This window comes from Nonomuraea sp. IBHARD001, assembly GCF_056106265.1.
Genome location: NZ_JBWBBW010000002.1, coordinates 308,901 through 328,172 on the forward strand (window position 1 = coordinate 308,901; position 19,272 = coordinate 328,172).

Consider the following 19,272-nt stretch of genomic DNA (forward strand, 5'->3'; position numbering starts at 1 on the left):
GACCGCTCCCGGCCCTCCCGCTCGACCATTGCTCGCGTAACCTCTATTGGACGCGCAAGGCGGTAGGCACCTTACGATCCAGATGTGAGCAGGTTTCTCCTGGCGTCCGTCGGCGGTCTCCCGGGATCCGGCAAGACAACGCAGTGTACGAATCTGGCCGGGTCACTCGGTGGAAGATCATTCGCGGCAGGACGACATCTCCGTGCGGCGGCCGCGAGAGGCACCGAACGCGGGCTTGAGTTCAGCCGATTCAACTCCGCTGGAATGCCTTGTCCTGATGATGTTGTCTGCGGAATTCTGGAGGAGCCACTCAGAGTGCTTCTTTCCGGCCACGACAGGGTGCTGCTGCTCGACGGATTTCCGAAAAGTGGTGGGCAGCTCGCTTTCCTGGAGCGCATCGCGCGTCAGGAGCTGGCCTGCCTGCTCTATCTTCAGGTCCCGTTGCGGGTGTTGATGCTCCGCTTATCGCGCAGGAAGACCTGTGGTGAATGCGGTCGCGCGGGATCGTCCGGCCGTCGGTGCGCTCATTGCGCAGGGCCTTTGATCCGCAGGGATGACGACATCGAGAAGGTCGCGCTGAAGCGACTCGAAACCTATCAGGAACGCGAGCTGCGATTCCTTGAGCTACTTCGGCGGTCCGGCAGAGTGGTGAGCGTCAACGGTGACTCGGCATCTGATGTCGTTCATGGTCGCCTGCAGTACGCGCTCCGGGATCTCACCCGAGAATCCTCCGGGCCTGGATGAGACGAAGCCCCTCCTTCTCCGAAAAAGCCCATTCGATCTCCACGGCGTCCGCTTCGAGCTTTTCCTCGACGAGCAGACAGAGGCGGGCGACCTCCTCGACGAGTGCCGTGGGAGGGGCCATGCTCGGCGTTGCCGCGCGCACATAGTGCCCGTCTCGCACCAGGTGGGCGACAACCTGGGCGCCCGATGTCCGCTCGGTGACATGCCCTGTGGCTCTCAGCAGGGTGAAGTAGTCCGGCGAGACCTCACCTGACGCGAGGCTCTCGCCGAGGCCGACCACCGATTCGAGAACCATCTCCTCCGCACCCGGCCCCGAGCGAGAGACGCATACACCGGAGAACGCTGCAGGAACGAGCTGCTGGATGACGACGTTCATACGGAGAGCGTTGTGATCGAGGTCATGGGTCTGGCAATAGGTCAGAACGGCTGGGGAGTCGAGACTGTGGACCACGTCGGCCACCGCCTCCGGGACATCCCTCCTCCTTACCCCGACCTCGCTTCGGAAGAGCCCCGAAAAGCCCGCTCCCGGTGCACTTTCGGAACTGGCCGAACTGCGAACCGCGAGAAGCGAGTCCTGAGGAAAGAGGGGGCCGATCTCATCGGTCAGCGAGTCGGGAAGCGATCTGTCTGTCGCGTTCTCCGCAGCCAGCACGAGGAAAGTTGGAACTCGGCCGAGGAGTGCTAATTCCCGCAGTATGCTTGCCTTGTGGCCGATGTCGTAGCCGGCGGGAATCGTCTCGTGCTGGTGAATGACTAGCATATTCGCGATTCGGTCTCGACCTCGCCACCGAATCGCCGGGGAGCATCGATGCGCTCGAAGTAGTCGAGGGTGGCGGGGTGGAGGCAACCAGTCCAGTCTCCCCCCGAAGCCAGCAGATTCTTGAACATCGTCGCAGTGACCTCGCAGCCTTGAGCGCCGTCCACGATGGCCACCTGCTCGCCGCGCCGTCGCCACATGGCTGCTTTCTGCCTTTCGAACTCGTCTCGATCGTTGTTGCAGATGCGGCGGCGCGGCGGGAAAGAGGATTTGGCGGCGTCCCAGAGGGTGTCCGGCCTGGGAATCGAAAGAAGCGTGACGCCGTTCGTGAGTCGTTCCGCGTCCAGCACCAGGCTGATCATCGCATGGCGTTCCCACAGGGTCAGCGGGTTGTTGTGCGTTTTGTGCTGAGACTCGGGTAGGTCCGACAGTGAGCCGGCTCCAGAAACGCCGAACCTGCTGTCGATAATCATGACGGCGACCGGAGGGCCGAATTGCTTGAGAATGCACTTGAGCATGAAGACATGCCCTAGATGGAACGGCTGGAAGCGTCCGATCCAGACGCTGACGGTGTCGTTCATGCTGTGTCGGAGCATCGCACTGCCTCAAGCTCACGAGGGAACACGACCTTTCCCTGGATCCCGGCTTTCAGCAGAGCTGTCAGCCTGTCCCTGCCTTCCGGCAGGGCATAGGGCGCCTGCATGTGGAAAGGGATCACGGTCGCGGCGTTGATGTCGGCGGCCAGTGCGATCAGGTCCTCGGCTGTGAGGTGCTTGAGTTGCGCCGCAGGGCCTCCGAACTCCGCCGCTGTGCCGAAGCATTCGCCTATGAGGATCTGCGTGCCGGCCAAGGCGCTCGTCAGGGTGTCCGAGAGCGCGGTGTCGGCGGTGAATCCGATCCCCTTCGCACCGCCGATGTCGACCACCACTCCGGCCGTTGGCACGGTGTGATCGGCGGCGAAGCCGGTGAGACCGACAGAGTCGTCGAGTGCCACACGCTCACCCACGACGAGCGGGTTCCAGCCCACCGCGAAGTCACGCTCCGGGTAGAACGACGACAGCAGATCCCGGCACGTGTCCAGCACCTCGGGCAAGCCGTGGACCTGCAGCTCCGTAGCGGGTCCGTAGCGGCGCTCCTGGACAGTGCGAGTGAACACGAGATTGGCGAAACCACTCAGGTGGTCGGAGTGAACATGCGATACGAAGACATGATCGATCGATGTGAGGCGGGTTCCCGAGAGCTCAAGCTGGCGGGCTGGATTGATGCCGACATCGAGGAGTAGGCCGAAGTCTTCGCTCTTGACGAGAAATGAAGTCGTTTCACCCGAGGAGCTCAGCGCCCAGAATCCCAGCGGAATAATCTCCATGGAGCCTTCCTTAACCTGAACTCAGATCCAGCTTCGCTCTCAGCGATGATCCTACCGCCTCTATTAGCTCGGCGGAAGCAGTGCGTTGTGACCTGCGAAAAGAGCCGATAAAGCTGACATTAACGACCAAGAGTACTTGCCGGTCGTTATTGGCATTGGCAATCTGAAAGACAATCTCTGGCCGGATGAGGTATCTCCGGCCATTGATCTTCTCTTCGTACTCCCAGGAAATCCTGTCCCGTCCTATGGTGAGCAGCTTGCAGCCCTTGTCTGAGAGGAGCTTCTTCTCGACCTCATTCTTCTCGCGTGCCGTCGAGACCTCTTCGGACCAGTTCAACTGGAAGGCCTTGGCTTTTCTGGTACGGCGGCCGAATGACCAAACAAGAAAGTAGATGCCGATGGTTGCGATTGCGACAGGTACCTCCCATGACCCGTACCCGAAGGCATTCGTCAATGTCACGGCTGCCGAGAGGCCAGTGGTCAGGGCGATGAAGGTGAGAGTCAGGTTCGCGGCTCGCTCGGAGTCCGCTCGCTCGGCCGACTGCTGTAGCAGAAAGCGCTGCTGGTCGAGGGACTCTTGTTGGCGGGACGCCTTGTTGCGCGACTGTGCGGCCTCAAGAATCTGCTGCAGCTGCTCTGTGCGGTTCTCCAGGAGCCTCAGAAGGTCCTTGATGGAGAACTCGTCATAGGCGCACTTGTAGAAATTCCTGGTGCGTTTCGCCGTGGCGAGATAGAAACCATCGATCTCGTTGAAGGTCCGTACCGAATCGCGGCGGACCTCCTCGACATAGCTAGCCGAAAAGTCGGTCAGCGACAGCTCCTCGTGTCTGACCAGGAGGCGCTGGATCTCCTGCAGCTGGCATGCGATCAGCATGTCCCATATACGGATCTCCACCATCGCCGGATCGTAGAGGTCCTCGATCTCCTTGCGACTGTAGGGATAGTCGTACACCAAGGTGTTTCGCGTGTTGACGCGCAGGACACCGGCGGGCGAGAGCGCCTGGTTGTGCTCGTTGAAGCGCATTCCCGGCGGGTAGCGGCGCTTCCAGTCCTTGATGACCCGGACCGACAGCGCATGGAATTCGTTCTCGTAGTGGTCGTAGATGTTCTCGTCGCCGTCATGCGCCTCGAACTCGCTCCGGTCCAGGTCGATCAGATGGATCATCGTGTAGATCCGCTGGAAGTCGGTGCGCCTGCTCCTGATGGCGGGAGCGAGCTCGGCTCTGATCTGCTCGATGACCGATGTCGGATTCAGGGACGACTTGTCACCGAGCGAGAGGGTGATGCTCTGGGTGGCGAGCAGGTTCGTCACGTCGAGGATCATTTGCGTGTCGAGCGGACTGTATGTCTCGGCCTCGACGATCAGGCAGCCGATCCCAGTGGAGCTCAGATAGACGGAATGACGAATCTGGGCGTGCTTGAGGAGATGCGAGTGGGGCAGGGGCTGGCTGCCCGCATGGCAGTCCTCCACCTCTCTGATCTGACTGTCGTTGTGAATCTCCAGCAGCGGCTTGGAGCGCCCCAGGTCGAAGAAGTTGGGATTGCGTGTCTGATAGCCCGCCGAGATGCCCGCCTCTTGGAGCAACTGCAGCACCTGCTCCAGGGGAGGAATCCTCCCGATGTCGAAGGTCTGCAACCGGAGCACGCGAGTCCGGCGGGACGTCAGCATTCATGTCTCCTGGATGCCAGCGAGAAGGGACATGGCGTCGTCGAACGAGAGCCTGAGCAGGTCACGAGGATCTGCCACGGCGGCTCGCAGAAGAACGCTGAGCACGGATATGAGACTCGACCAGAGGAATGCGAGCTCCTCCGACATCTCGTGCGTCAGACGGGCAGAGGCACCCCAAGCAGATGATGCGTCACGCGAGATGTCCTTCACGAGGTCGTCATGACCGTAGGAGCCGGAGGGGCGCGCGGCGTAGAAGGCTGCCTCGGTCATGACGTCTATCCGCTTGAGGTGGCGAGGTGTGGGACTCTGCTCTCGCCAGGCTCTGGTGAACGGACTGGTCAATTCGTTCAGAAGATCGGCCCGCTCCTCCAGCACCCTGTAGACGAGCGCCTCGTCGAAGCTGACCGTGGCGAACAGATGCGGCGCACACCGCCGGACGACCAAAGCGAGCGATCGCAGGGATCTCGCAGCTGCTCGTGAAGAGTGAGGGCCTTGTTCTTCGATCGAGAGAAGCATTTGGTACAGGGCGGCGATTTCCGACTCCCTGTGGCGGGAGTAGGAGAGCAGGAGTTCCGGCGATGTGAGCAGATGTTGTGTGATCTCTTGCGCCGATGGCAGGTGTTGATAGTGAACCGTATTGTTCTCGGCATCAAAGCTGAACACCGCGGGTGTCTCACAAATCCCGAGAACCTGTCCCGTTGCGGCGAAACCACCGACCATGAGGTCGTATTCGAACCTAGTCAGCGGCGCGACAGGCGTCACACTTGTCCGGCCCGACAGGGCGCGGTGATGTGCTGCGATCTCCGAGCCGTGGTCGTCGAAGGGAACGGCGATGAGATAGCGGAATCTCATCCCCAGAGCCTTGCGGCACGATCCGGCGTCACGATGGATGCCCATCGCATCCCTTGCAGGCGCGTCTCGTGACCCACGCTCATGAGGCACGGAATCCCGGCTTCCCTGATCAAGGCCGCCGCATGGGAGAGGACGCCCCCGCCGGAGACGATGATCCCCGCAGCGCCCGCCCTTTTGAGATTGACCGCATCTTCGGGAGTGAGAGGCGTTCCCACATAGACGACGGAATCACTCAAGGATGATTCAGCAGCGTTTACGGTCTCGTACAGGGTGAATCTTCCGATGGCGAGCCCTTGGGATGCGACGCGACCACTAAGAAGGAGGCACGTGCATTGCGCACTCATGTCTTCCCTTTGGAGTATATTTTCAGACCATCGCAAGGACGATGATAGATCGCCGATCGGTGGCCGGGCAAGGACTCGCGTGCGACGGCTATTGAGGACATGCTGTTTGTTTCGCATTACATAATTGCTACTCGGTCCGACCGGAAAGCGTGGGCAACACCGGTGAATCGGTGGTCGGCCGGTCGCCGAACCCCGGCACCGGCCTCGCGGGCCGTCCGTCACGTCCTACCCTGACGTCATGGCGACGCAGATGCAGACGGGCTCACGGCAGCGGGAGAAGCGGTTTCGGGAGGAGACCCGGCTCGGGCTGGTGCGGCGGGCGCGGCGGATGGACCGGATTCTGGCCGAGACCTATCCGGACGCGCACTGCGAGCTCGACTTCCGTGATCCGTTCGAGTTGCTGGTCGCCACCGTGATGTCGGCGCAGACCACCGACGTACGGGTCAACAGCGTGACGCCCGCGCTGTTCGCGAAGTTCCCGACGCCGGAGGACATGGCGTCGGCCGACCCGGAGGACGTCGAGACGATCATCAGGCCGACCGGCTTCTTCCGGGCGAAGACGAAGTCGATCATCGGGCTCGCGATCGCACTGCGCGATCGGTACGACGGCCGGGTCCCGGGCACGCTCGACCAGCTCGTCACCCTGCCCGGCGTCGGGCGCAAGACGGCGAATGTCGTGCTCGGCAATGCGTTCGGCGTGCCCGGGATCACGGTGGACACGCACTTCCAGCGGCTGACCAGGAGGTTCGGCTGGAGTGACGAGACCGACCCGGTGAAGATCGAGCATGCGGTGGGCGAGCTGATCCCGCGCAAGGACTGGACGATGCTGTCGCACCGGCTGATCTGGCACGGGCGTCGCATGTGTCACGCGCGTACCCCGGCCTGCGGCGTCTGCCCGCTGGCCGCCCTCTGCCCGTCCTACGGCACCGGCCCGATCGACCCGGCCAAGGCGACCAAGCTCGTCAAGACCGGCCCACCCGCCTAAGCCCCTCAAGACCGGCCCACCTTCCTGAACGGCGGCCTGATACGCGATCGCGGGAAGCTCTGGACGCCTCCGGGTGTTGCAGCGGGCGTGACCGACGTTCCCCCATGGCTTGAGACCCTCGCCGAGCGGGCCGCGCGCACGCCCGTTCCCGTGGGTCTGCGCCCGCCCGCGCGTGGTGGTCGCCCGGCGGCGGTGCTGCTGCTGTTCGGTGACGGCCCGCTCGGCCCCGACGTCCTGCTCATCCAGCGCAGCTCCAACGGCCGCAGGCATGCCGGCCAGCCCGCCTTCCCCGGCGGTGGCGTCGACCCGGGCGACGCGGGAGCGGTCGGCGCGGCGTTGCGCGAGGCGCAGGAGGAGACCGGCCTCGACCCCTCGGGCGTGCGGGTCGTGGGCACGATGCCCGAGTTGTTCGTCTCGCGCAGTGACAACAGGGTGACGCCGGTGCTCGGCTGGTGGCACACGCCGTGCGCCGTGCACGCGGCGGCTCCCGACGAGGTCGAGTCGGTCGAACGTGTGCCGGTCGCCGAGCTCGTCGATCCGGGCAACCGGCTGAACCTGCGGGTGCCCAGCGGTTTCGCCGGACCGGCGTTCCGGGTGCGCGGGCTGCTGGTCTGGGGGTTCACCGCGGGCGTGCTCGACGGTGTGCTCAGGGCGGGCGGCTTCGAACAGCCGTGGGACCGCTCGAACGTGGAGGACCTACCGCCCGACGTCCTCGATCTGGCGGCCAGAGGCTAGCGCCATGCCGAGCGTGGCCCAGTCGGCGACGTCGTCGTCGAGGTCGCGGGCCAGCCGGGCGAGCGCGGCCATGCCAGCGGGGTCGCCGGTCGCGCCGATGACATTGGGCAGCGCGTAGGCGGCGCCGTACCTGACCCTGGGGTCCTCGTGCTCGGACAGTTCGATCACCGAGGGCAGCGCGCGCGGGTCGGCGAGGTGGCCGAACGCGATGAGGACGGAGTAGAGGACCAGCGGGTCGTCCTCGCTCGCGGCCATGAAGCGCAGGACCGGCAGTGTGCGGTCTCTGAAGGGCTGCTCGTGGCCGCCCAGCCTGCCGAGCACGTCGACGCCCAGGAGTCGTTCCTCGACCGTCAGGCCCGCGCACAGGCGTCTGGCCTCGGTGAACGTCTCCAGGTCGCCCTGCTCCTGCAGTTGGGTGATGGCGTGCCAGCGTTCCGGTCCGTCATGGTCCGTGGCCGCTAGAGCGATCTTGATGAGATCGTGCACTGTTCCCCCGATCAGTGGCTTACGGCACACGATATCCACAGGAGTGACCGACTCCTCGGAGAAGTCGTTCACGCTTGACCGTGTCGCTGGATACCGTTGAACTGTGCGCGGCGATCTCCTTGACCTCATCCTCATCGTCCTCGTGATCGCTTTCGGCGTCTCGGGGTACCGGCAGGGCTTCATCATCGGCGCACTCAGCTTCGTCGGATTCATCGGCGGGGCCGTGCTCGGCGTGTTCATCGCACCGCCCATCACCAAGGCGGTCGTCGACGGTGAGACCGAGCAGGCGCTGCTCGCGATCGTGATCGTGTTCCTGGCGGCGACGATCGGGCAGTTCGCCTCCTCGACCATCGGCGCGGTGTTGCGCAGCCATGTCACGTGGGAGCCGGCCAAGGTGGCCGACGCGCTCGGCGGCACGTTCGCCAGCGCGCTCTCGGTGCTGGTCATCGCCTGGCTGATCGGCTCGCTCGTGGTCTCGACGTCGTTCGCGCCGCTCACCCAGCAGGTCAGGGACTCGTGGCTGCTGTCCACGGTCGACCAGGCCGTGCCGCAGGCGGCCAGGGCCTGGCAGGGGTCGTTCAAGCAGTTCATCGACAGGTCGGAGTTCCCGCCGGTCTTCGACCGCATCGCGTCCGGCATTCCGGCCGAGGTGCCGCCGCCTGACCAGAGCGTGCTGCAGGGCAAGGAGCTCGCCCGCGCCCGCCAGGCCATCGTCAAGGTGCAGGGCACGGCGCCGAGCTGCAAGAAGCGCATCGAGGGCACCGGCTTCGTCTACGCGCCCGAGCGCATCATGACCAACGCGCACGTCGTCGCGGGCGTCACCCAGGAGTTGCGCGTCACCGCACAGGGCGGCGACACCTTCACCGCGAGCGTGGTGCTCTACAACCCGCAGCGCGACATCGCGATCCTGCACGTGCCCGGCCTCAAGCTGCCGGTGCTGCGCTTCGACGGCACCGCCAAGTCGGGCGACAATGCGATCATCGCGGGCTACCCGCGCGGCCAGGGCTTCAAGGCCGAGCCGGCCCGCATCCGGATCAAGCAGCCCGCCAGCGGCCCCGACATCTACCGCCGCACGACCGTGACCCGCCAGGTCTACGAGATCCGCGGCAAGGTCCTGCCCGGCAACTCGGGCGGCCCACTGCTCACCGCCAACGGCGAGGTGTTCGGCGTCGTCTTCGCCGCCGCCACCGAGCGCAAGGAAACCGGCTACGTCCTGACCGCCCGCGAGGTCCGCCCCGACGCCGAAGCAGGCGAACGCGCCACCCAGCCGGTAGCCACCCAGGACTGCGACTAACCACACACGCGCCCGGTACGGCAAGCCACGCCCAGCCCACCGCGGCAGCGTGGCCGCCCCCGTCCATCACGCTCCCCGAGCACGACTCCGGCTGACCACCGTCACATCGCACACCATGCGAATCGAACGAAAAAGAAATGCGTCAAGAACAACCGAACGCCAAATAAAAAAGGCATGCGGAAAAAGAGGCCGTGACCGGAATCGAACCGGTGTAAACCGCTTTGCAGGCGGTTCCCTGAGCCACTCGGGCACACGGCCGGGAAAGAAATGAAAAGAGGATGCCCACTACCCGTGCACAGGCGGGAACGACGTGGTGAAAGGGGAGGTCGCAGTCAGGCGCGACAACAGGACGAGGTGCTCAGATCGCAGGTAGAGCGGGTCGTGGCGACCGCCGTCTTCCTGTCCATCGTCTGGCTCCTACCGCTCGTCCTTCTGTGTTCACGACAATAACGCCAGATATCCCCGACGTCAATTCCCGTACTTAATTCGGCAGCGATTCCAAAGCGCCGAGCACAAGCGCGATTCCGGAGGCGGCGGTCGTTTCGGCGGTGAGTGAGCGGGCCGCGACCGCCACGGCCGCATAGGGCTCACCATGGGCCTCGACGGCGGTGGCGCCCCTGGCGAACAGCGTCGAGGCGCCCCGGCCGTTGCCGCGCTGCAGGTGGGTCAGGCCGACACAGATCTGGGCCAGCCCCTGCCACAGCTCGCGCTCGCCGGAGGGAGCGCACTTCCAGCGGCCCTCGAAGATCTCGTGGGCATGGAAGGGCCTGCCCTGGGCGAGCTGCGCGCGGGCGTCGGTCAGCGCCTCGGCCGTGCTGGGCGCGTAGGAGTCGGGGATGCGCTCGACGCCTTCGGCGCCGTAGGGGAGCGGCCTGCCGTACTCGTCCCTGGGTCTGGCGTTGCGGGGGCGGCCGTCGGGGTCACGGTCCCTCATCGGCCAGCCAGGTCAGCAGTGCGGCGTCGAACTCCTCGGGCGTCTCCTCGTGCGGGAAGTGCCCTGCGCCCTCCAGGAGTTTCCAGCGGTAGGGGGCGGCCACGTAGCGGTTGGAGCCCTGGGCGGTGCGCGGCAGGATGCACGTGTCGAGCGCGCCGTGCAGGTGCAGGGTGGCGGCCTCGATCTCGGTGTGCATGGTCTTGGCGTAACGCAGGCCGTCCGGCCTGAACTGCGAGCGGCCGAACCACCGGTGGTACTCCAGCGAGCAGTGCGCCACGCCGGGGATACGGAAGGCGTCGCGGTAGACCTGCGACTCATCGGCCGAAGGCCAGCCCGGCCGCGACCATTCGTCGATCAGGCGGCTCACCAGCGCGGCGTCGTGCTTGGTCAACCGGCGCTCCGGCAGGAAGGGCAGCTGGAAGCCGAGCGTGTAGCCGCTGGCCTTGAGCTGGCCGAACGGGTCGGTCAGCAGCGCCGAGCGCAACCGCAGCGGATGCGGCGCCGACACCGCGACCAGGCGGTGCACCGACTTGGGGTCGAGTACGGCCATCGTCCAGGCGAGCAGCCCGCCCCAGTCGTGGCCGACCACGATCGCACTGCTCTCGCCGAGCGCCCTGATCAGCCCGGTCGCGTCCCCGGCGAGCGTGGGCAGGTCGTAGCCGCGTGGCGGCTTGTCGCTGCCGCCGTAGCCTCGCAGGTCGACGGCCACCGCACGGTACCCGGCGGCGGCCAGCGAGGTGAGCTGGTGGCGCCAGGTCCACCAGAACTGCGGGAAGCCGTGCAGCAGCAGCACCAGCGGCCCTTCGCCCGCCTCCACGACATGGAAGCGGGTGCCGCCCGCGTGCACCGATCGGTGCGTCCAGGGTCCCTCGACCCTGACCAGGGACTCGTCAGGCGCCACTCTTGCTCACCGGCTCACGGTGCGAGCCGACCTCTCCGGCCGTGGGCAACGGCTCAGCGTCGGGTGTGGCGATGTCCTTGAGTCCCTTGAGCGAGCGCGTGGTGCGCTTCAGCCCGGCCAGGCCCTTCAGCCTGCGAGAGCCGATGAACACCGCGAGCCCGGCGACCAGCAGGTAGAACACGGTCACGATGAGGAACGACAGCCACGTCGGCAGGCCGAACTCGACCAGTCCGTACGCGATGGTGAACGACAGCAGGATCAGGCACAGGTGCGCGATGAACGCCGCGCCCGCGAACAGCCCGACCGCGGTGCCGACCCGTTTGGCGTCGAACCTGAGCTCGCTCTTGGCCAGTTCGATCTCGGATCTGACCAGCGTCGAGATGTGGTTGCTCGCCTGGGCGACCAGAGCGCCCAGCGATTCTTCCTCTGAAGTCTGTGACATGTTCGTCTCCTATCGAGGGCTGGTGGGCGTGTCAGACATCATCCAACCCATTGCTGCGCTTACGCACTCTCACGTGGAGCAGGATCGCGGCGAGTACCGAGGCGATCAAGCTTGCCGCCAAGATGCCCGTGGTTACCGAGGTGACACGCGCCGGATCGTCGTAGAAGGCCAGCGAGCCGATCAGCAGCGACACCGTGAAGCCGATGCCGGCCAGCAGCGACACCGCGGCCATGTCACGCCACTGCAGGTCCTGCGACAGTCTGGCCAGGCCGAGCCGCACCGCGAGCCAGGCACCGCCGAACACGCCGACGAACTTGCCGATGACCAGTCCGGCCACCACTCCAAGGACTACCCGATCGGTGAAGATCGCGCTGAGCCCGGCGCCGTCGAGTTTCACCCCGGCCGAGAGGAACGCGAACACCGGCACCGCGACTCCCGCCGAGATCGGCCTGATGGCGTGGTCGGCGCGCTCGGCGGGTGAGGCGTCCTCGTCCTCGGCGGTCGTGACCCTGGTGAGCAGGCCGAGCGCGACTCCCGCGACGGTGGCGTGCACGCCGCTGACCTCGACGAAGTACCAGGCGGCGAGTGCGATCGGCAGGTAGATCCACAGGCCCTTGACCCGCCTGGCCTGCAGCACGCCGTACAGGGCGATGAGGGCGGCGCCGATGAGGAGCATGGTGAGGTTCAGGTCGTCGGTGTAGAAGACGGCGATGATGGTGATCGCGCCGAGGTCGTCGACGACCGCGCTGGTCAGCAGGAACGCGCGCAGCGCCGCGGGCATCGAGCTGGCCGTCACCGCGAGCACCGCGAGTGCGAACGCGATGTCGGTCGCCGTCGGGATCGCCCATCCTCGTGCCGCGCCCGGCGCGCCCCAGCTCACGGCCAGGTAGACCAGCGCGGGCACCGCCATGCCCGCCAGGGCGGCGAGGATCGGGAGGGCGGCCTTGCGCAGGTTCGACAGCTCGCCGTGTACGAACTCCTCCTTCACCTCGATCCCGGCGACGAAGAAGAAGACGCACAGCAGGCCGTTCTGCGCCCACTGGTAGAGCTCCAGGTCCAGATGCAGCGCCTCGGGCCCGAACCCGGTCGTACGCAGCGCCTCGTAGGAGTCGATCGACACGTTCGCCCACACCAGCGCGGCCACGGTGGCGCCCAGCATGATGACGCCACCGATGGTCTCGGTGCGCAACGCCTCCGCGAGCGTCCTGGCGTACCGGACGGTCGGACGGATGGGCCAGACTTCTGCGACGCGGCGCACGGTGTGATTCCCCCTGGGTGAGCGAGTTGAGACAGGGCGGTCCCCCGAATCGCCGACCAGTCTTCCCGGCACACCTGATCAGTAGGTTACCCAGGTGGAGGCATTTCAACGTTTGAGGGGGTACGGCGAGCGCCGTACCCCCTGGTGGAGCTTTCGAACGGTCTGTCAGTCCTCGGACTTGGCGTTGGGCAGCTTCTCCGAGATGAGGTTCATCACCGAGCTGTCGGCCAGCGTGGTGACGTCGCCGACGCTGCGGTTCTCCGCGACGTCGCGCAGCAGGCGTCGCATGATCTTGCCCGACCTGGTCTTGGGCAGCTCGGGCACGACCAGGATCTGCCTGGGCTTGGCGATCGGGCCCAGCGTCTTGGCCACGTGGTCACGCAGCTCCTTGGCGATGTCGGCGCTCTCCTCCACATTGCCGCGCAGGATGACGAACGACACGATCGCCTGGCCGGTCACCGGGTCGGTCGCGCCGACCACGGCGGCCTCGGCCACCTTGGGGTGGGAGACCAGGGCGCTCTCCACCTCAGTGGTGGAGATGTTGTGGCCCGAGACGAGCATGACGTCGTCGACGCGGCCGAGCAGCCACAGGTCGCCGTCCTCGTCGCGCTTGGCGCCGTCACCGGCGAAGTACATGCCTTCGAAACGCGACCAGTACGTGTCGATGTAGCGCTGGTCGTCGCCCCAGATCGTACGGAGCATCGAAGGCCACGGGTCGCGGATGGCGAGGTAGCCGCCACCGCCGTTCGGCACGCTGTTGCCCTGGTCGTCGACCACGTCGGCGGTGATGCCCGGCAGCGGGCGCATGGCCGCGCCCGGCTTGCCCGCCGTCACACCCGGGAGCGGGCTGATCATGATGGCGCCGGTCTCGGTCTGCCACCAGGTGTCCACGACCGGCGTGCGGTTGCCGCCGATGTGCTCGCGATACCAGACGTAGGCCTCGGGGTTGATCGGCTCGCCGACCGAGCCCAGGATGCGCAGCGACGTCATGTCGAACTTCGCGGGGATGTCGTCGCCCCACTTCATGAACGTCCTGATCGCGGTGGGCGCGGTGTAGAGGATGGTCACGCCGTACTTCTGCACGACCTCCCAGAACCTGCCCCGGTGCGGGGTGTCGGGCGTGCCCTCGTAGATCACACTGGTCGCGCCGTTGGCCAGCGGGCCGTACACGATGTAGGAGTGTCCGGTCACCCAGCCGATGTCGGCGGTGCACCAGTAGATGTCGCTCTCGGGCTTGAGGTCGAACACCGCGTGGTGGGTGTAGGCCGCCTGGGTCAGATAGCCGCCGGTCGTGTGCAGGATGCCCTTGGGCTTACCGGTCGTGCCGCTGGTGTACAGGATGAACAGCGGGTGCTCGGCGTCGTGCGCCTGCGCCTCGTGCGCGTCGCTCTGGCGCTCGACCAGGTCGTGCCACCAGACGTCCTTGTCGGTCGTCTCGACGTCCTGGGCGGTGCGGCGCACCACGAGAACGTTCTCGATCTGCGGGCACTCGGCGACGGCCTCGTCGACCGTCGGCTTGAGCGCGCTCGGCGCGCCCCTGCGGAACCCGCCGTCGGCGGTGATGACGAGCTTGGCGTCGGCGTCGTCGATACGGCTCTTCAGCGCACTGGCCGAGAAGCCACCGAACACCACCGAGTGGATGGCGCCGATCCGGGCACACGCCAGCATCGAGATCGGCAGCTCGGGGATCATCGGGAGGTAGATGGCGACCCTGTCGCCCTTGCCCACCCCCAGCTCGAGCAGCGCGTTCGCGGCCTTGTTGACCTCACGCTGGAGATCGGCATACGTGATGGTACGGCTGTCGCCCTCGGGCTCGCCCTCCCAGTGGTAGGCCACCTTGTCGCCGCGGCCCTCCTCCACATGCCGGTCGACGCAGTTGTAGGCGATGTTCAGCTCGCCGCCGAGGAACCACTTGGCGAAGGGAGGGTTCCACTCCAGCGTGGTGTCCCATCGCCTGGCCCACGTCAACCGCTCGGCCGCGCGATCCCAGAAGCCGAGGCGATCGGCCGCCGCCTCGGTGTACGCCTGGGCGGTGACGTTCGCTGCCGCGGCGAGCTCGGCCGGCGGCTCGAAGCGCCGGGTCTCGTGCAGCAGGTTCGACAGCGCCTGGGTCTCATTGGTGCCGTGACCAGGGGTCTCCGGGGCCACTTCGTGCTCCTTCATATGGCCAGGTTGGATAGGACGTGTCCCACTTCACCAGTCACAGACCGGTCACCACAAGAGGTCTAGACAGGTCTGTACCAATTCGGTGGTGGGTGGGGGTGTTGTGGTGGAAGAGGGAGGGGTGGTGGGGGGTGGGTGATGTGGAAATCCTAGGAAAGGGGGTGGGGGTGGGGTTGGGCGGGGTGGGGGTTTGTCCTTTGGGTGAGGTTTGCGGTTCGGGGTGTTTGGAGGGGGGAGGCGGTAGCTGCGGCGGCGTGTTCGGGCTGGTGTGTTCACGTTCGTGGAGTTGGGGGGAGTTGGGGGAGTTCGTGGGGCGAGGTGTTGCTGGTGGGGGGCTTGGCTTGTCTGTTGGGAGCGCTTGGGGGCGCTCGCAGAAGGGGGGCTCGCAGAATGTGGCGGTAGTGGGGTGGGGTGGGGAATCGTTTTGGAGGTTTTCCTCCGGCTTGAGGCATCCTCCGGTTGTTCATGATCCCTTCGGACGCTGGCCGGTCTGAGGTGCGTGGCATCGGTTGTCACCAGTAAGTCCATCCGGCGTACGACAGACCTCGCCCAGGCAGTGCGCGGGCGACAGCATCAGCGCATTTCACCGGGCATCGTTTCTTCGCGGGTTCGCGGGTTCGCGGGTTCGCGGGTTCGCGGGTTCGCAGGCTCGCAGGCTCGCAGGCTCTCCAGCCCTTCACATCCCGCCTTGCCTGGTCAGCCCTTCACAACCTCGCCAGCCGATCCAGCCTGTTCAACCTGCTTGGACCTCTCCAGCCTGTCCAGCGCCTTCAGTCCGTTCAGCGACTTCAGTCCTTCCGCGTGTTCAGCCCCTTCAGCTTCAAGCCGCTCAGCCCCTCCCCCCTTCAGCCTCAAGCCGCTTCGGCTCTTTCGATCCCTTCAGCCCCAAGCCGTTCTCGTTCTTTCGGCCTGTTCAGCACCAAGCCTTCGACATCTTCAGCACCAAATCGCTCTCGCCCCTTCAACCCCTCTCACCTCCCAGCCCTTCCGCGCCTTCAACCCCTTCAGCGCCTCCAACCCCAATCCCCCCTCAAGCCCAAGCCCCTCCCGCCACTTCAACCCCAGGCCCGTCCAGCCGGTTCGCCCGGTTACTCGGCTAGGCGCCTGTTCCGCCTCTCGCTCGGGTGTCGGCTCGCCCGCCCGGCTACCGGTTAGTAGGTAGGGAATCGGCAGGCCGGTAGGGTCGGGTGTCGTGAGCGACCCACTGGCTGTCATCGCCGCACTGCCCGGCGTACCCGAAGCCGTCCAGGAGGCCCGCGAGGCCGTGGACCGCATCTACCGCCACCGCGTGTTGCGCAGACGCAGCCCTGAAGTCTCCACCGAAGCCTCCCTGCGTGGCGCCCGAGCCTCAGCCGCCCTGGAAGGCGTCGACGTACCCCTGGACGCCCTACGCAGGGACGAGGTCTCCGCCCCCATCGTTCACGGCGCCCTACGTGCCTCCGCCGAGATCGGCCGCCTGGCCCCCACCTGGCGCTCGGCCCCCCGCCAGGTACTGGCCCGCCTCCACACGGTCGCCGCCGCAGGCCTCCCCGGCGCCAACCTCGGCCGCCCACGCACGACCGACACCCCAATCACCGATGCCACGAGCAACGCCACCCCCCTGGGGCCTTCCGGCGACACCTCGACGAACTCACGTACGACCGATCCCGCAACCCTGATCCGCAATGCCGACGCCGCACCGGTGCCCCGTAGTGCCGACGCCGCCCCGACCATGCGCAATGCCGATGCCGCCCCCGCCGCGCGTAATGCCGATGCCGCCTCGGCCGTACGTATGACCGATCCTGCAACCGCCCTCCCGCAGCCCGATCCGCTGGCGATCGGCCCTGCGCCGGGCCCGGCAGAGCTGGCCGTACGCATGGACGGCCTGATCGCTCTCCTCACCACCCCCACCAAGGCCCCCGCCATCATCCTGGCCGCCATCGTCCACGCCGAACTGGCCGTACTCCGCCCCTTCGGCACAGCCGACGGCATCGTCGCCCGAACGGCAGAACGCCTGACCCTGGTCGAGTACGGCCTCGACCCCAAGTCTCTGGTCCCCACCGAGACCGGCCACTACGAACTGGACTACGCAGCAGCCCTGCAGGCCTACCTCCAGGGAACCCCCGAGGGCATCTCCACCTGGATCCGCCACTGCACCTCAGCAGTCATCCTCGGCGTACGCGAAACCACAGCAATCTGCGAAGCAATGCAACGCGGCTAACCACCACAACCAACACCAAGGCGACAGCCACACCCGGGCGTACGCCCACCAGGCCACCCAGGCCACACGACATGCACAAACTCACCCGCACACCTGCCTTCCTAGGACATAGGCTCACCCGCCAGCCCGCCAGCCCGCCAGCCCGCCAGCCCGCCAGCCCGCCAGCCCGCCAGCCCGCCAGCCCGCCAGTTCCTCGCCCAGCAGGCAGTGAGCAGTCGGTCGAGCCCTCCCTCGTCCCGCGGATACATGGCAGTCGGCCTAGTTCGCCCATCGTGCAGGCGGTTGAGATCAGGCCCTCGCGCAGGTTGATCTTGATCGAGTGCGAGGTGTGGTGTCACTCGCACTTGCTCAGCTCGTCGCACGCAGACCTGCATCACGCGCAGTCGTGTACCGCACGCAACGCTGCATTGTGCGCAGTCTTAGCTCTCCGTGCACTCCCGCATCGCACTCACCGCATTGCCAACTCCCCGCATCGCGCGGTCATTGCATCGCGCGGTCGCGCGCCACGCGCACTCCTGAATCGGGCACACCCCTGCCTCTCGCGCGCGCTCACTACGCCACGCGAATCCCTGCGTCTCGCGCACTCACAACGCCTCTGCGTCACCCGGGCACGGGGCACCTGCTCAAGGCCGACATCGAAGTGCCGTGTGGCGGGTCTCGCACACCCGTAACGCCTCTACTTCCCTGCCTCTCGGCACTTCCCCAGTCCTCCCCTCCCTCCCCCCTTCCCCTGAGGGCACCGCCAGGTCCCACCGACCTGGCCCGCCAATCGGCCACATGCGGTGAACACACGCCCCGAGCCACGCCCCAAGCGCCGACGCCCGCAGTCGCGCCGGGAAGCCTCCAGCAAATCTCAGGCCACCACACCACGATGGCGCCCACACCCACGACGCCCACACCCACGCGCCCCCGGCAACGCGCCTCGAAATGACTGATTAGTCAATCAGCGGATCCGCCAGAATCCCGTAGACGGACCCCCGCCACAAGCCCGGTACTCCGAGATAGCCGAACGGCACATCCCGCCACATCCCAGCATTCCCAACCGCCAACACCCCCGAAGACCCACCCACAGCCCCAGCGATTCCCGTCCGTGCCCAGACATAGCGGACGGCGCCCCAGAAGAGGGACGCCGTCGCCGGCACTCCACACCGAGTTACCAAGCGTGCACCTGAATTCGTCGGAGCGGGTCAAGCCCGTCTCGACGCGCCTCCCGCGGCTGGTCGCGCGTGGGTACTCGATTGGCGTGCCCGGACAAGTGGTCCGTGCCACCTTTGTACGACGAATCTGCCCTGATGGGAAGCCCTAGAAGCAAGACCTTTACTGCCCCCGCACCGACCCCGGACGAACCGCCCATACCGCCTCGCCGCCCCGGAACCCCGCCTCCGTGATCGCCACTAAAGATCACTCACGGTGATCGTCCGCCGCCCGCGACGCGCCGAAGGAGATTGTTGGCCATATCGTTACCGTGAAAAAAACTAGCGAAAATTGGAGATTGCTCCTCGACGAAACTCAAGTCGATCGGGCAGCATACGGTGGTATCTCCCGAAACCGGAGCGGCTGTGCAAGGGGTAGCTTTGCAAGTCCCTTGCCATGCTCCGGTCAAGTGTTGAAAGCTTTCTTCTGAAACGGGACCGGCTCTACCCCCCCGGAGCCGGACCGGTTTACGGCGACCCCCGCTATCCCCCCCGGCGGGGGTCGCCCCTTTTCCGGCACCCACCCTCCCCTCAGGCACCCAAGCCTCGCGGTCACACCCCTCGGCCACCTCCTGTACGCCCTCTCAACCGCGCCCAGCTTCCAGGCCCCCGAATGCCGCAGGGCATGCGCCGCCCAAGAGGTGCCATCCAGGCTCTACTGCCCTCAGACCTGGCGGCGCCCCAAGCCGCGTCCCTCCGTCAAGGCCTAGACAGCCAAGGAGCCGCGCGCCCCTGATGCCCTGGCTTCGCGCAACGCCCCTTACGCCACGAGGCGAGCACCGATATCCACCTCCGGCGTCCAGCCCAACAGGCCCAACCTTCCGCTGACGGGCCGACCGGCCCACGCAGGCCCTGCTCCGCTGACCAATCGCTCGCCACAAGCGCCGGCCAGCCGCCTCGCACACGCGTTCCAGCCGCTGCCCTGCGTACTCCATCTCCAGCGCCTCCC

At 66.3% G+C, this 19,272-nt stretch carries 17 protein-coding genes and 1 tRNA gene; 5 read left to right on the top strand and 13 right to left on the bottom strand.

Translation table 11 applies throughout. The features are described from left to right. The first annotated feature begins 84 nt into the window (after positions 1-84). A complete protein-coding gene (locus ACTWNK_RS03545; protein ID WP_474302054.1) occupies positions 85-744 on the top strand; it encodes an adenylate kinase family protein in 660 nt (219 codons plus the stop codon). Here ACTWNK_RS03545 and ACTWNK_RS03550 read toward each other — a convergent pair. From ACTWNK_RS03550 to ACTWNK_RS03575, 6 genes are read right to left on the bottom strand one after another with little or no spacing between them, the layout of a single operon-like run. Next, positions 716-1,504 (bottom strand): PEP/pyruvate-binding domain-containing protein, encoded by a 789-nt coding sequence (locus tag ACTWNK_RS03550; protein WP_474302055.1) that lies wholly within the window; start codon positions 1,502-1,504, stop codon positions 716-718. The two genes, ACTWNK_RS03545 and ACTWNK_RS03550, sit on opposite strands and share 29 nt — an antisense overlap. Further along, positions 1,498-2,082, bottom strand: coding sequence for a hypothetical protein (locus ACTWNK_RS03555; RefSeq protein WP_474302056.1), 585 nt, complete (start codon positions 2,080-2,082; stop codon positions 1,498-1,500). The genes ACTWNK_RS03550 and ACTWNK_RS03555 overlap by 7 nt, the downstream gene beginning before the upstream one ends. Beyond that, positions 2,079-2,867 carry an MBL fold metallo-hydrolase gene (locus ACTWNK_RS03560; RefSeq protein WP_474302057.1) on the bottom strand — a complete coding sequence of 263 codons (789 nt, stop codon included), beginning with the start codon at positions 2,865-2,867 and terminating at the stop codon, positions 2,079-2,081. Before ACTWNK_RS03560 ends, ACTWNK_RS03555 begins: the two co-directional genes overlap by 4 nt. Before the next feature lie 10 nt (positions 2,868-2,877). Then, complete coding sequence (locus tag ACTWNK_RS03565) at positions 2,878-4,536, bottom strand: hypothetical protein (protein ID WP_474302058.1); 1,659 nt, start codon at positions 4,534-4,536, stop codon at positions 2,878-2,880. After that, entirely contained in the window at positions 4,537-5,433 is an 897-nt protein-coding gene (locus ACTWNK_RS03570; protein WP_474311149.1) for a hypothetical protein, read from the bottom strand. It abuts the gene before it with no gap. Continuing rightward, positions 5,385-5,849: a PEP-utilizing enzyme gene (locus tag ACTWNK_RS03575; protein ID WP_474302059.1), complete on the bottom strand. Its 465-nt coding sequence runs from the start codon at positions 5,847-5,849 to the stop codon at positions 5,385-5,387. Before ACTWNK_RS03575 ends, ACTWNK_RS03570 begins: the two co-directional genes overlap by 49 nt. Positions 5,850-5,970: 121 nt before the next feature. On the opposite strand from ACTWNK_RS03575, the gene nth reads away from it, so the two are divergent. Together nth and ACTWNK_RS03585 are read left to right on the top strand one after the other, a co-directional pair. Beyond that, positions 5,971-6,717 carry an endonuclease III gene (nth, locus tag ACTWNK_RS03580; RefSeq protein ID WP_474302060.1) on the top strand — a complete coding sequence of 249 codons (747 nt, stop codon included), beginning with the start codon at positions 5,971-5,973 and terminating at the stop codon, positions 6,715-6,717. Between the two features lie 87 nt (positions 6,718-6,804). Continuing rightward, positions 6,805-7,452, top strand: coding sequence for an NUDIX hydrolase (locus ACTWNK_RS03585; RefSeq protein ID WP_474302061.1), 648 nt, complete (start codon positions 6,805-6,807; stop codon positions 7,450-7,452). Here ACTWNK_RS03585 and ACTWNK_RS03590 read toward each other — a convergent pair. Continuing rightward, on the bottom strand, positions 7,414-7,938 hold the full coding sequence (locus ACTWNK_RS03590) for a HEAT repeat domain-containing protein (protein ID WP_474302062.1): 525 nt from the start codon (positions 7,936-7,938) through the stop codon (positions 7,414-7,416). The genes ACTWNK_RS03585 and ACTWNK_RS03590 overlap by 39 nt on opposite strands. A 103-nt stretch (positions 7,939-8,041) precedes the next feature. On the opposite strand from ACTWNK_RS03590, the gene ACTWNK_RS03595 reads away from it, so the two are divergent. Then, a complete protein-coding gene (locus ACTWNK_RS03595) occupies positions 8,042-9,232 on the top strand; it encodes a MarP family serine protease (RefSeq protein ID WP_474302063.1) in 1,191 nt (396 codons plus the stop codon). 186 nt (positions 9,233-9,418) lie between these two features. Here ACTWNK_RS03595 and ACTWNK_RS03600 read toward each other — a convergent pair. The 6 genes from ACTWNK_RS03600 to acs all read right to left on the bottom strand — a co-directional run bounded on the left by ACTWNK_RS03600 (position 9,419) and on the right by acs (position 14,930). Further along, positions 9,419-9,490 (bottom strand) — tRNA-Cys (locus tag ACTWNK_RS03600). Positions 9,491-9,713: 223 nt separating this feature from the next. Beyond that, the gene (locus ACTWNK_RS03605; RefSeq protein ID WP_474302064.1) at positions 9,714-10,166 is read right to left on the bottom strand and encodes a DUF309 domain-containing protein; all 453 of its coding nucleotides are present in this window, start codon (positions 10,164-10,166) and stop codon (positions 9,714-9,716) included. Beyond that, on the bottom strand, positions 10,153-11,067 hold the full coding sequence (locus ACTWNK_RS03610; RefSeq protein ID WP_474302065.1) for an alpha/beta fold hydrolase: 915 nt from the start codon (positions 11,065-11,067) through the stop codon (positions 10,153-10,155). The genes ACTWNK_RS03605 and ACTWNK_RS03610 overlap by 14 nt, the downstream gene beginning before the upstream one ends. After that, positions 11,057-11,509, bottom strand: a complete 453-nt coding sequence (locus ACTWNK_RS03615; protein WP_474302066.1) for a phage holin family protein — start codon at positions 11,507-11,509, stop codon at positions 11,057-11,059. The genes ACTWNK_RS03610 and ACTWNK_RS03615 overlap by 11 nt, the downstream gene beginning before the upstream one ends. A 31-nt stretch (positions 11,510-11,540) precedes the next feature. Then, the gene (gene nhaA, locus ACTWNK_RS03620) at positions 11,541-12,767 is read right to left on the bottom strand and encodes a Na+/H+ antiporter NhaA (RefSeq protein ID WP_474302067.1); all 1,227 of its coding nucleotides are present in this window, start codon (positions 12,765-12,767) and stop codon (positions 11,541-11,543) included. A 165-nt stretch (positions 12,768-12,932) separates the two neighbouring features. After that, positions 12,933-14,930 carry an acetate--CoA ligase gene (gene acs / locus ACTWNK_RS03625; protein WP_474302068.1) on the bottom strand — a complete coding sequence of 666 codons (1,998 nt, stop codon included), beginning with the start codon at positions 14,928-14,930 and terminating at the stop codon, positions 12,933-12,935. A 1,192-nt stretch (positions 14,931-16,122) separates the two neighbouring features. Between acs and ACTWNK_RS03630 the strand changes: the two genes are divergently transcribed. Next, positions 16,123-17,130, top strand: a complete 1,008-nt coding sequence (locus ACTWNK_RS03630) for a Fic family protein (protein WP_474302069.1) — start codon at positions 16,123-16,125, stop codon at positions 17,128-17,130. Positions 17,131-19,272: the final 2,142 nt, after the last annotated feature.

Excerpts from the sequence above, each read along its gene's own strand:
- nth (WP_474302060.1), top strand. The coding sequence starts at position 5,971 with ATGGCGACGCAGATGCAGACGGGCTCACGGCAGCGGGAGAAGCGGTTT.
- ACTWNK_RS03605 (WP_474302064.1), bottom strand. The coding sequence starts at position 10,166 with ATGAGGGACCGTGACCCCGACGGCCGCCCCCGCAACGCCAGACCCAGG.
- ACTWNK_RS03550 (WP_474302055.1), bottom strand. The coding sequence starts at position 1,504 with ATGCTAGTCATTCACCAGCACGAGACGATTCCCGCCGGCTACGACATC.
- ACTWNK_RS03615 (WP_474302066.1), bottom strand. The coding sequence starts at position 11,509 with ATGTCACAGACTTCAGAGGAAGAATCGCTGGGCGCTCTGGTCGCCCAG.
- ACTWNK_RS03555 (WP_474302056.1), bottom strand. The coding sequence starts at position 2,082 with ATGAACGACACCGTCAGCGTCTGGATCGGACGCTTCCAGCCGTTCCAT.
- ACTWNK_RS03560 (WP_474302057.1), bottom strand. The coding sequence starts at position 2,867 with ATGGAGATTATTCCGCTGGGATTCTGGGCGCTGAGCTCCTCGGGTGAA.
- acs (WP_474302068.1), bottom strand. The coding sequence starts at position 14,930 with ATGAAGGAGCACGAAGTGGCCCCGGAGACCCCTGGTCACGGCACCAAT.
- ACTWNK_RS03575 (WP_474302059.1), bottom strand. The coding sequence starts at position 5,849 with ATGCGAAACAAACAGCATGTCCTCAATAGCCGTCGCACGCGAGTCCTT.
- ACTWNK_RS03565 (WP_474302058.1), bottom strand. The coding sequence starts at position 4,536 with ATGCTGACGTCCCGCCGGACTCGCGTGCTCCGGTTGCAGACCTTCGAC.
- ACTWNK_RS03570 (WP_474311149.1), bottom strand. The coding sequence starts at position 5,433 with ATGGGCATCCATCGTGACGCCGGATCGTGCCGCAAGGCTCTGGGGATG.